Origin of the sequence: Sphingobacterium spiritivorum, assembly GCF_016725325.1 — a bacterium.
In the GTDB taxonomy this organism is placed as follows: Bacteria; Bacteroidota; Bacteroidia; order Sphingobacteriales; family Sphingobacteriaceae; genus Sphingobacterium.
Window position 1 is genome coordinate 1015381 of the sequence record NZ_CP068083.1, and the last position, 12273, is coordinate 1027653.

Consider the following 12273-nt stretch of genomic DNA (forward strand, 5'->3'; position numbering starts at 1 on the left):
TATTGAATCACTTCAACGACATATCGCCCGTTACAACCGCACTGCTTACTTTAGCTTTGCCTTTTGCGGCTTTTCTATATCAGGCACTCTTAGGAAAACGTGCACAGTCCGGTATTATTCCGGCCGTTGCAATAACCTTAAGTGCCCTTTTTGGCCTTCTTACCTTTGTTGAAATCTGGAACTACCGTACATTCCACATTCAGATCGATTGGTTTACAATAGGCAATAAGACATTTACAGTAGGTATTTTGCTCAACAACCTCACCGCACTGATGCTGCTGATTGTACCTGTTATAGCACTTCCGGTACATGTATACTCGAGGTCTTATATGAACGGAGATAAAGGTATTCATCGCTACTGGATGTATCTGAGCTTATTTTGCTTTGCTATGTTGGGTCTGGTCATGATGAACAACCTGCTGCTGATGTATATTTTCTGGGAACTGGTAGGATTTGCTTCTTACCTGCTTATCGGATTTTGGTTTACGAAAGAGTCTGCTGCGCAGGCAAACAAAAAGGCATTTATCATTAACCGGATCGGTGACCTTGGTTTTTTAACCGGTATTGCCATTGTATACAGTCAGTTTGGCACATTAAATCTCGTGGAATTATTTGGTTCCGATGGCTTGGCTTATCAGGCTATATTAAGTGATGGCCAATGGATATCTCCCATGAACACGATGCCGGCAGGTTGGCTGACAGCAGCCGGGATAGCATTCTTTATCGGTGCTATGGCTAAATCCGCCCAATTTCCCTTACATATATGGCTTCCGGATGCAATGGAAGGACCAACTTCTGTATCATCTCTTATTCATGCGGCCACTATGGTTGCAGCCGGCGTATTTTTAATGGCGACCCTGTTCCCGTTATTTAATGAAACGGTATTACTTGTTATTGCTGTAATCGGAACTTTGACAGCAGCAAGTGCAGCATATTTTGCATTGGCACAATATGATATCAAACGAATTCTGGCCTTTTCAACCATATCTCAATTGGGATATATGATGGTGGGTATAGGTATAGGCGCATGGGACGCTGCGATTTTCCATTTGGCTACACATGCATTTTTCAAATGTTTACTATTCTTATGTGCCGGAGCGGTAATCCATGAAATGGTGCATCTCAAAGAAAAAAGTCAGCAGGATTTTGATGCACAGGATCTTCGAAATATGGGAGGACTCCGCAAGTATATGCCTAAGACATTTGCACTTATGGCACTCTCCTCTCTTGCATTATCCGGATTTCCGCTGACATCGGGTTACCTGTCCAAAGACAGCATTATTATTTCGGCATTCGAATGGAGTAGCACACACGGAGCAGCCTATCATATCATTCCTGTCCTATTGATCATGGTCAGTATCCTGACTGCATTCTATATCGGCAGATTAATATTTAAAGCTTTTTTCGGACAGCTTCGCGTGCCTGTATTGGTGACTGCACCTATACATGAAGCACCAAAGATGATGCTTATCCCCATGTTTTTTCTGGCGGTATGGTGTTTATTTCCGGTTTTCTCGTTTAATCCACTGTCATACCATCATGCCTGGATCGTGGACGGTTTACTGGATCAATATCCCTATGCAATCAACCCTGCAGCCCACCTCGTTATTCCGGTTATCCTTACTTTTGGAGCTTTGGTAAGCTGGTGGATCGGTTATAAGTGGTATGTCAAAGATGGATATCCGTTTAACCCGCAACATAGACTAATACAGGCCTCTTTAAAACAAGGGTATTTAAATGAACTGTATACATTTGTTTTCGTAGATGGCACTGTGCAGTTAGCAAAAATTTGTTTTTGGATTGACCGGAATATCGTGGACGGTATCGTTCACCTGATTTCTTTTATAATATTACGTTTCTCCGCTATCATTACCTGGATAGACCGGGTGCTTGTGGATGGCTTTGTCAATTTGGTAGCTAAAACAGCCTATTGGCTTGGAAATGTGTTTCGTCATATACAGAATGGTCGCTTGCAGTATTACCTGTTTTCGGTCTTTTTCGTTGTTTTGATTGGTTTAGTTTATTTGATCATAAAATAAAATGGGATTACTTACGCTCATCATATTTCTTCCTTTAATCGCGACAGCCCTGATACTGCTGCTTCCGGCAAAATGGAACAACTCATACAAATACCTTGCTCTGGCATTTACAGCAGTACAACTACTCCTGGCAGGCTATCTGTATATTCATTTTGATCCAACAAAAACCGGAATTAATACCATAGAAGGCTATCAGTTTGTCGAACAGCTTTCCTGGATTCGTCTTGATCTTGGCACTATTGGCAAGTTAGAAATAGATTACTTCCTGGGTCTCGACGGTGTTTCGTTACCACTTGTATTGCTGAGTGCTTTTGTGATGCTCATGGCTATAGGGGCTTCCTGGAATATACAGAAGAGTCCTAAAGGGTACTTTGCGCTACTGATGGTTCTCAATATGGCAGTGATGGGTATTTTCTGTGCACTGGATTTTTTCCTTTTTTATGTATTCTATGAAGTGATGCTTCTGCCGTTATACTTTCTTATTGGAATATGGGGCGGAACACGAAGAGAGTATGCGGCAATCAAATTTTTTATCTATACGCTGTTTGGTTCCGTATTCATGCTACTGGTCATCGTGGGTCTTTATTTTTCGGTTACTAATCCGGCGACAGGTGCATATACTTTCAATATGTTGTCTATGATGAATCCGGACAATTATGTAGAAGGAGGATTCTTTTCCCCGGACAGTCTTTCGACGATCTTTGGGTGGCCTACACGGATTGTAGGATTTATCGTATTGTTTTTTGCCTTTGGAATCAAAGTACCTATTGTCCCTTTACATACCTGGTTGCCGGATGCGCACGTAGAAGCTCCGACACCTATCTCCATTATCCTTGCCGGAATATTGCTAAAGATCGGTGGATATGGAATAATCCGAATCTGCTATGGCATTTTCCCTGATATTGCAGCACAGACTAATTGGTGGATCGGACTTATAGGTGTGATATCCATTTTATACGGTGCAATGAATGCTTTGGCTCAGAAAGATCTGAAACGTATGATCGCTTATTCATCTGTATCGCACATGGGATTTGTATTATTAGGGATCGCTTCGCTGACAGCAGAAGGGATTTCTGGTGCTATGTTTCAGATGATAAGTCACGGATTCCTGTCCGCAGCTCTGTTTTTTCTGGTAGGTGTGGTGTATGACCGTGTACATGATCGTTATATCTATCACTTCAGAGGATTGGCGACTATTATGCCAAAATATACAGCTTTTGTCGCCATAGCTTTCTTTGCGTCACTTGGACTGCCTGGATTTTCAGCATTTATAGGAGAAGCCTTTGTTATTATCGGGACATTCAATGCAGCCAGTATAGGTTCAGCTCTTCCGAGATGGATGGCTATCGCGGGTTCTATAGGAATCCTGTTAAGTGCGGCCTACTTTCTCTGGACGCTGCAACGGATGTTTTTCGGACAAACCCGCCTCAAGGGCGGTGAATCCTGGGTAACAAAACTGACAGACATTAATCTCAGAGAGCAAATTATTTTGTTTCCAACTATTGCACTTGCATTGGTACTTGGAATCTTTCCGTTTTTAATTTTCGATAAGATGAATGCCTCTGTTCTTCATTTTGTCTCCATTCTTCACCAATATATCGGGTAATATGGACAGTAATAATCTGAGCAATATTCTGGATCATGTGATTGGCAGTGTCTCTGTATTAGGACCTGAAATCACACTTATTCTGACCTTTGTACTCAGTATCTGTGCCTCGTTATTTACAGACCGGATATGGAAACAATCTTCTTTTGCAATCAGTGTTGCCGGAATAGTCTGTACAATTTATGCTTTGTGTCAACAGAGCGGACAGGAATTACCATCTGCATTTTTTGAAATGATCAGCATCGATCAGTTTTCTGTCTATGCACGTCTGCTCATTGCAGTGGCTTCTCTTGTTCTTCTGTTCTTTATTCAACAATACTTCAGTTATTATTCTTATCGAAAACGATCTGCCGATATATATCCTGTACTGATTGCCAGTATAATAGGAATGAATGTACTGACAATGACCAATAACTGGCTTTTAGTCTTTATTTGTGTAGAAATACTTTCTATTGCATCTTATGTGATGGTCGGCTTTCTTTCTCAGAAGCGTAAAGAGTCTGAAGCAGCAATGAAGTATGTATTGTTCGGATCAGTATGTGCTGCTGTCATGTTATATGGATTGTCGTTACTTTATGGTTTTTCAGGAAGCCTGACCTTCAATTCTACTGATCATATCAAAGGCTTGATTGATGCACCTGAAACCATCGTTAGTATCGCTCTGCTGTTTATCTTTACAGGAATTGGCTTCAAACTCAGTTTCGTACCTTTTCATATCTGGAGTCCGGATGTGTATCAGGGAGCCCCAACACCTGTAACAGCTTTTTTGGCAACAGTTCCTAAAATTGCCGTAGTTGTATTCCTGACCCGCGTTTATACGGCATGGTCAGATACACCCTTTTATTTTTCAGATTTCTTCTATTACATCCTGATTATCGCTGCAATAGCGACGATGCTGATTGGTAATTTAGCGGCATTAAGACAGACGGATATCAAACGCATGATGGCCTATTCTTCTATCGGCCACACAGGTATCCTGCTCATGATGGTATTGGTCTATACTTCGCATCAACCTCAGGTACTGATGTACTATCTTATCGTATATACGCTGATGAATCTGGCTGCCTTTATCTTTATTGACCAGTTGGAACGCATCAACGGAAATACGGAAATTACCTCCTATGCCGGACTTGGCAAAGCACATCCTGTATTATTCGTAAGTTTTACTATCGTACTAATATCACTGATAGGGCTTCCTCCAACTGCCGGATTTATCGGGAAGCTACTGATATTCTCCAGTGTTTTTGAAGTCTATCAACAGGATAACTATGCTTTGCTGATGATCCTCTTGATTGTCGGTGCACTGACTGCTGTTATTTCCTTATTTTTCTATTTCAAAATTCCATTGCAGGGATTTTTAAGAACAGCTGAACAGGATGTGTCTAAACCATTAAAATGGTCCCTACTACTTATCATTGCAGTAATCTGTACAATACTTATCGTCATTTTTGGGATATTCCCGGATATCTTATTAGATCGTTTGCTGTAATCCGCCCCTCCAATCTATTCTTTAATATCTTATATTTGCAGTATGATAAGTGCAATTGCAAATCCGATTTTTCAACGTGCGATCGAAGATTATCACGTAAATGATGTCATAGATCATCCTATTGAGAATCCTTATGATAAAACATCTTTGGAACATTTATTATATCTCAAATGCTGGATTGATACTGTACAATGGCATATGGAAGATGTGGTAAGAAATCCTGAAATCGATCCGAAGGATGCCTTGTACTGGAAACGCCGAATAGACGAATCAAACCAGTATCGCACGGATACGGTTGAATATATAGACAGCTACTATCTTCAGAAATACACCGATATACAGCCTCTGGCTGATGCAAAGGTGAATACAGAAAGTCCGGCATGGGCCATTGACCGCCTATCTATTCTGGCCTTGAAAATATATCATATGGAGCAGGAAACCCTGCGTACAGATGCTCAGGCTGAACATATTAAATCATGTCAGCAAAAACTACATATTCTATTGGAACAACGTAAGGATCTTTCATTAAGTATTGATGAATTATTAAATGATATAGAGAAAGGCCATAAATACATGAAAGTGTATAAGCAAATGAAGATGTATAACGATCCTGCTCTTAACCCTGTGCTGTATACTGCAGGAAAGTAATATGATGCCGCTGCCCTCCAAAATAATTGTGACCCGCTTCTCAGCAATGGGTGATGTCGCTATGGTTGCTTCTGTACTGAAGGAATTCTGTATGCAACACCCAGATGTACAGTTAATTGTGGTCAGCAGACAGTTGTTCAGCGCTTTTTTTGAAGAAATTCCTCAGATTACATTTCATCCTTTTGATCCGAAAGGGAAGCATAAAGGAATTTTGGGAATACGAAAACTAAAAAAAGAACTGGATGAATACCAGGCCACGGCTGTAGCAGATCTTCATTACAATCTGAGATCCCGGATACTGGGTTTTTTATTTCGGTTATCAGGCACCCGTGTAGTCGGATTGGATAAGGGCCGAAAAGAAAAAAAACAACTTACAAGAGCGGTTGATAAGGTATTAAAGCCGCTAAGACAGACAACAGAGCGATATGCAGACGTTTTTAGAAAGTTAGGTTATACCTTACATCTTTCTCATACACGGACTGTCCGAAAAGAACGGCTTCCACAAATGGCGAAGGCCATGTTTGCTGATGAAGAAACTTTTAAAATCGGAATCGCTCCGTTTGCACAACATTCTTACAAGGTATTTCCTTTACCTAAGATGGGAAGTGTCATTCAGACGCTCTCAGAAAAGGGATACGAGACTTTTATCTTCGGAGGAGGTAATGAGGAGAAAAAGATAGCTGCACAATGGGAAAGTCAATTTAGAAATGTACATAATACCATAGGATTGTTTACTTTAAAGGAAGAATTAGCAATTATTTCGAATCTCAATCTGATGATCAGTATGGATTCGTCTGGTATGCATATGGCATCTCTGATGGGGATCAGATGTTTGTCTGTATGGGGAGCAACACACCCATTTGCTGGTTTTTTAGGCTATGGACAAGCATTGGAGGATTGTATTCAGGTCGATCACCCCAATCGTCCGAGTTCAGTATATGGCAATAAACCTTGTGACTGTGACGGCATAGAAGCGATAGATTTAGTAACACCTGAAATGGTTATTGATAAAATAGTGAATATTTGATTTAGAGTAGCAAAGTTACAAATAGAGTCGTTATCAAATATTAAATTAACAATTCCCTCAATACATATAATATGGAAAAAATAGGTTTTATTGTCTGTCAATATGGAAATGAAGTTAACGGTGGAGCGGAGATTCATTGTAAAATGTTGGCTGAACGTTTAACACCTTATTATGAGGTTGATGTATTAACGTCTACAATCATAAACTACAATACATTTGAACCTTATTATAAAGAGGGAAAGGAGTCAATAAACGGTGTAAATGTCTTACGTTTTAAATCCAACCCATTCGATAGATCCTATCACGAGACTATCCGACGTAAAAGTAAGTTAGGTAGAAAAGTTAGAAGAATGTTATTCAGAGTTGGATTGTTAGAACTCATCGCAGATGTATTCCCAAAATGGAATATTAGCGTCAAAAGTGAAGAAGAAGTTTTGAAATCGCATGGTTTTTATTCTTCAGAACTTCTAACATATCTAAGTACAAATATTAATTCGTATAAAAAATTAATTTTACTCTCATACCCTTACCCTAACACCTATTTCACTAATAAAATTTATTCCAATAAATGTATCTTAATTCCTACGGCTCATAATGAAGGGGACTTATTCAGATCTTTGCAAACTCATTTATTCACAACTGTCAATCATATAGCATTTAATACAGAAGCAGAAAAAAAACTATGCATAAAAGTTTTTGGGAAACACATGTCTGACAACAGTATTGTAGCAGTCGGTGTAGATATTGCAAAACCAGAATCAAAAGCGCATATTTACAAAAAGTTTAATCTGCCAGATGAATATATCCTGTATTTTGGAAGAATTGCTCCTGAAAAAATAGGAAATTTAATAAACTGGTTTATTGCTTTTAAAAAGAGTAGCAACAATAACATTAAATTGGTTTTAACAGGTCGGTTATTCATGAAAAAACATGAACACCCTGATATTATCTATACAGATTTTGTGCAGGAATCTGAAAAGACAGCATTAATTGAGAATGCTAGGCTAATTGTGAATCCTTCTTCAAAAGAAAGTTTATCCCTCTTATTACTGGAAACAATGCAACTGGGAAAAATTTCATTAGTAAATGGGAAAAGTGATGTAATGAAACAACATTGTATAGACAGCAATTTTGCTTGTCAATATTATCTTTCCAAATCAGATTTTTTAGATAGATTAAACAATATTTTGAAGAATACACAAGACACAGAACTAATCTCAGAAAAATCCAGAAAGTATGTAGAAGAAAACTATAGCTGGGATGTAATAATTAACAAATTGAGAATTCTTATAGATTCAAAAACAAATAAATAACTTTGGCTTATATTGAGCTGCATGACAAATAAAACAAAAATATCTCTTCTTATTTCAACATATAACTGGCCTGAAGCCTTATATCTATGTCTGGAAAGTATTCTTTTACAAACTGTACTTCCGGATGAGATTGTTATAGCAGATGATGGGTCGCGAGAGGAAACACGAGAGGAAATTGAAAAATTTCGTCTAAGAACTGATATTCCTATTCAACATATTTGGCATGAAGACAATGGTTTTCAACTCTCGCAGATACGAAATAAAGCTATTTCCCAAGTATCAAACCCATATATAATTCAAATAGATGGTGATGTAATTTTACATTCTTGCTTTGTTCAAGATCATTTAATAATTTCTGAACAAAATGCTTTTATAACAGGTAGCAGAGTGAATTTAGATGAAAATTTTTCAAAAAAAATGTTAATGCACGGAGTATTACCTGATCTCCATACATTAAGATATAGAAGTAAGAACATTCTTAACAGTTTACATATCCCTTTTTTAGCAAAGATTTTCGCAGATAAGTACAAAGTAAATGGTCGATATAGAGATTTTACCAGGGGCTGCAATATGGCTTATTGGAAAGATGATATTATTAAAGTAAATGGGTATAATGAATCTATGCATGGATGGGGTAGTGAGGATAAAGAACTTGTTGCTAGGTTGAGGAATTTGGGTCTAAAAAAGAGGTTTTTAAAATTTTCCGGTATTGTGTATCATATATGGCATCCTTTTGCTTCACGAGAAAAAGAGATAGTAAATGATGGTATTTATAAATCTACCGTTTCTCAAAATAAAACATTTACGGAGAATGGAATTAACAAGTATTTGAAATAATGTTAGCATCTGTTATCATCAGCACCTATAACTCTCCTGAATGGCTAAAGAAAGTATTAATAGGGTATTCAATTCAAACATGTAAAGATTTTGAAGTTATTATCGCAGATGATGGCTCAGATAATAGTACAAAAGTTATAATTGAGGAGTTTAAAAATATATTTACATCACTGATTCATGTATGGCATGAAGATAATGGATTTAGAAAGTGTGAAATTTTAAACAAAGCAATTGTTGCATCTTCAAGTCCGTACTTAATCTTCACTGATGGAGACTGTATTCCAAGGAAAGATTTCGTAGAAACGCATATTACCAATCGTAAAAGAAAGCACTTTTTATCCGGAGGATATTTCAAGCTTCCTCTCAGCATTTCTCAGGACATCACTCCTTATGATATCCAAACTCAAAACTGTTTTGATTTAAAGTGGTTAAGAAAGAAAAAACTACCTTATTCATTTAAGAATCAAAAGTTATCAGCTTATAAGGGTTTCTTAAAAATCTTGAATGCTTTGACTACTACCAAACCAACCTGGAATGGTCACAATGCTTCTGGATGGAAAGAAGATATATTAGCAATTAACGGGTTTGACGAAAGAATGAAGTATGGTGGCGAGGATAGGGAAATGGGTGAAAGGCTTTTAAACAATTCTATTCTACCAATTCAAATACGCTATAAGGCCATATGCATTCACTTAGATCATGCAAGGAGCTATGTAAATAAAAGAGATTGGGAACTTAACAATGCTATTAGACGCCAAACAAAGAAAAATAAAGCAGTTTGGACAATGCATGGTATTGATAAAGTATAAAAACTGCTAATTAGAAAATCCTGATCTTTGTTAAGGATCAGGACGACAAAAAACACTATTATATTTTTGCAGACAGAAAGCTATTTGAGAAAAATATTATTTAAAAGTTTTATTTCCTGAGTCTCATTATGATTTTCTTCAAAATATAATCTTGCCTGTTCACTAATTTTAGCATAAAAACTCTGATCCGATAAAAGTTGTTTTATATAATTCGCAAAACCTTCAGGATCATCAGTTATCAAACACCCATTCTGAGATTTATTCACTAATCCATCAACACCTCTTTTAGTCGTTACCACTGGTAATCCATAAGATAAGGATTCCAGGACTTTGATTTTAACACCTGTTCCCGTTATCATAGGACAAATACAGATTTTACTAAATTTGTATATCTCTTCTAAGTTTTCCACCACTCCCAACTTGATAATATTTGGGGCATCATCAATAGCCGAACAGATTTTCCCAACAACATAGAGCTTAACATTATTTAAGAGCGGAAAGACAAACTTTAGAAACCATTTAATACTTTTGATATTATGTCGATTATCACTTGCGACATATAACATATCATATTTAATATTTCTATCAGGCTCCAATCTTTTTGATGGGAATGAAACGGGTATAAGAGTGACATTACTATTTGTAAACTGTTCAAAAATATATCTTTCTTCTACTGAATAAGTCCAGATCTCATCGTACTTACTTAGCGTATCTATTTCTTCCTGAAAAATTTCACCAACCTTGATATATCCCTCTTTTTCATTTTCTGTCTTATATTGCAAAGTCATAAAATCATGAGTGTCGATTATTTTATAAGCGTCTTCAGCATAATCAATAATATTTCCCCAAGTCGAATAACTAATTAAAATAATATCATATCTATTTTTTTGAATGATTTCTTTGAATTTACTTTTCAAATAAGGAGTTGAATTATCCAACACTCCTTTATTTCGAATCCCGTTTAATTTTCTGGGTATTTTATCTTCAAGAAGATATTTCCAGATATTTTGCTTTGACATTCTGAGTTCAAAAACATGCAAGATTATATCTGGATAGATAAGTTTGAATTTATCCATACTTACATTGTCCCAGTATAATGTAGAAACAAAATGAACCTCCAATACTTGACTATTTGATTGAAAGTATTGTAACATTTGATTACATCGTGTCAAATTCCCCCCTTTACCATCCATGGGATTATCTGGCATAAAATACAAAACCTTTTTCTTTGACATATTTTTCACTGAACAAAAAGGACTTACCTTCTAACAATATCTGAAATTACATTCTTCCAGGCATCCAATACATGATGAGGACTATATCTCTTCATAGCTAGATGCGCCTGAAATCCCATTTCCTTTCTTAACTCTCTATTCTGCATAAGTTCTTCCAGATACTTTTGCATTTCACTTTCATCCTTTGCTAAAAACCCAGCTACTCCATGCTCAATAAGCTCATTCACACCAGAACAACTTTGAAATCCTAAGCAAGGTAGCCCTGCAGACATAGCTTCCCCTAATGCAAGTCCAAAACCTTCATATTTACTTGGGAATATAAAAATATCTCCTTCCTTTATCTTTTCTAATGGATTATCTGTAAAACCTTTTAAAAAAACCCGATTATTCAAGTTATACGAACTAATCATTTGCTTAAGCATATTATGATCATGACCTATGCCCCAAAATTCCAGTTCCCATTCAGGAAATACTGAAGCGATTTCATTAAAAATCTTTATAGCTATACTTTGTTGTTTACAATCATCATCTAATCTTCCTATGTGAATGATACGATATTTTCCTTTAGGTTTTAGATGGTTTACTACATCACTTTCTGCCGTCTGAGGAACCGGGTTAGGAATAACATATTGTTTACCCTTAAATGTTGATGGGAGAAAGTTACAGTAACTTTTAAATAGTACCTGAATACCAGAGAGGTTTTTGAAAGATTCTTCAAGAAGTCGCATTTCAAAGTCACTTCTTCTTCCAAATATGTTTCTATAATCATAATCCGGTCTTCCATTTACAGAATTTACAATAGGAATATTAATTTTATTATTATAGGTAACCTCTAATAAAGAACTGATGGACATGGTAACTATTACATCAGGAGATAATTCATTTATATATGCATTCCAAAGTTCAGCACGTTTAGAAAGATTAAATTTATATATTCCAGCGTCACCACCTAGATCCTTCCGAAGTACATTATTATAAATTTTAGCAGATTTCTTTTTGATTTTTGATATAAGCCATATAATCGGGTTACGCCCCTTATAATTATATAATGATTTCAACTCTTTCTGAATCACACGAGGGTTGTAGATATTTACCACCTCAATATTTCTATCGATTTCGAAGACGGGCTTTCCGATAATATCCTGATTAGTAGCTATAGTTACTTGGTGTCCCTGTTTTGCAAACCCATTTGCCAAAAAAGAACAGATTTTTTCAGTTCCACCCGATCCGTTTAAGAAGTGTAAATGTTGTATAAATAAAATTTTCATAC

10 protein-coding genes are annotated in these 12273 nt (G+C 36.7%); 8 read left to right on the forward strand and 2 right to left on the reverse strand.

Annotation, left to right across the window (positions count from 1 at the left end; translation table 11 throughout):
* Positions 1-2 precede the first annotated feature (2 nt).
* From I6J02_RS04220 to I6J02_RS04255, 8 genes are all read left to right on the forward strand, one after another.
* A complete protein-coding gene (locus I6J02_RS04220; protein WP_201680588.1) occupies positions 3-2039 on the forward strand; it encodes an NADH-quinone oxidoreductase subunit L in 2037 nt (678 codons plus the stop codon).
* A 1-nt stretch (position 2040) separates the two neighbouring features.
* Positions 2041-3645 (forward strand): NuoM family protein, encoded by a 1605-nt coding sequence (locus tag I6J02_RS04225; protein ID WP_201680589.1) that lies wholly within the window; start codon positions 2041-2043, stop codon positions 3643-3645.
* A 1-nt stretch (position 3646) separates the two neighbouring features.
* Entirely contained in the window at positions 3647-5134 is a 1488-nt protein-coding gene (locus tag I6J02_RS04230) for an NADH-quinone oxidoreductase subunit N (protein ID WP_201680590.1), read from the forward strand.
* A 42-nt stretch (positions 5135-5176) separates the two neighbouring features.
* Entirely contained in the window at positions 5177-5782 is a 606-nt protein-coding gene (locus I6J02_RS04235; RefSeq protein ID WP_201680591.1) for a DUF4254 domain-containing protein, read from the forward strand.
* Position 5783: 1 nt separating this feature from the next.
* A complete protein-coding gene (locus tag I6J02_RS04240; RefSeq protein ID WP_201680592.1) occupies positions 5784-6809 on the forward strand; it encodes a glycosyltransferase family 9 protein in 1026 nt (341 codons plus the stop codon).
* 71 nt (positions 6810-6880) lie between these two features.
* Complete coding sequence (locus tag I6J02_RS04245) at positions 6881-8122, forward strand: glycosyltransferase (protein WP_201680593.1); 1242 nt, start codon at positions 6881-6883, stop codon at positions 8120-8122.
* A 21-nt stretch (positions 8123-8143) separates the two neighbouring features.
* Positions 8144-8959: a glycosyltransferase family 2 protein gene (locus tag I6J02_RS04250; protein ID WP_201680594.1), complete on the forward strand. Its 816-nt coding sequence runs from the start codon at positions 8144-8146 to the stop codon at positions 8957-8959.
* A complete protein-coding gene (locus I6J02_RS04255; RefSeq protein ID WP_201680595.1) occupies positions 8959-9768 on the forward strand; it encodes a glycosyltransferase family 2 protein in 810 nt (269 codons plus the stop codon). Before I6J02_RS04250 ends, I6J02_RS04255 begins: the two co-directional genes overlap by 1 nt.
* A gap of 80 nt (positions 9769-9848) precedes the next feature.
* Here I6J02_RS04255 and I6J02_RS04260 read toward each other — a convergent pair whose 3' ends face one another.
* Both I6J02_RS04260 and I6J02_RS04265 read right to left on the reverse strand, forming a co-directional pair.
* Positions 9849-11003, reverse strand: a complete 1155-nt coding sequence (locus I6J02_RS04260; RefSeq protein ID WP_201680596.1) for a glycosyltransferase — start codon at positions 11001-11003, stop codon at positions 9849-9851.
* A gap of 23 nt (positions 11004-11026) precedes the next feature.
* Positions 11027-12271, reverse strand: coding sequence for a glycosyltransferase (locus tag I6J02_RS04265; protein ID WP_201680597.1), 1245 nt, complete (start codon positions 12269-12271; stop codon positions 11027-11029).
* Positions 12272-12273: the final 2 nt, after the last annotated feature.

Excerpts from the sequence above, each read along its gene's own strand:
- I6J02_RS04230 (WP_201680590.1), top strand. The coding sequence starts at position 3,647 with ATGGACAGTAATAATCTGAGCAATATTCTGGATCATGTGATTGGCAGT.
- I6J02_RS04245 (WP_201680593.1), top strand. The coding sequence starts at position 6,881 with ATGGAAAAAATAGGTTTTATTGTCTGTCAATATGGAAATGAAGTTAAC.
- I6J02_RS04225 (WP_201680589.1), top strand. The coding sequence starts at position 2,041 with ATGGGATTACTTACGCTCATCATATTTCTTCCTTTAATCGCGACAGCC.
- I6J02_RS04235 (WP_201680591.1), top strand. The coding sequence starts at position 5,177 with ATGATAAGTGCAATTGCAAATCCGATTTTTCAACGTGCGATCGAAGAT.
- I6J02_RS04265 (WP_201680597.1), bottom strand. The coding sequence starts at position 12,271 with ATGAAAATTTTATTTATACAACATTTACACTTCTTAAACGGATCGGGT.
- I6J02_RS04255 (WP_201680595.1), top strand. The coding sequence starts at position 8,959 with ATGTTAGCATCTGTTATCATCAGCACCTATAACTCTCCTGAATGGCTA.
- I6J02_RS04260 (WP_201680596.1), bottom strand. The coding sequence starts at position 11,003 with ATGTCAAAGAAAAAGGTTTTGTATTTTATGCCAGATAATCCCATGGAT.
- I6J02_RS04240 (WP_201680592.1), top strand. The coding sequence starts at position 5,784 with ATGATGCCGCTGCCCTCCAAAATAATTGTGACCCGCTTCTCAGCAATG.
- I6J02_RS04250 (WP_201680594.1), top strand. The coding sequence starts at position 8,144 with ATGACAAATAAAACAAAAATATCTCTTCTTATTTCAACATATAACTGG.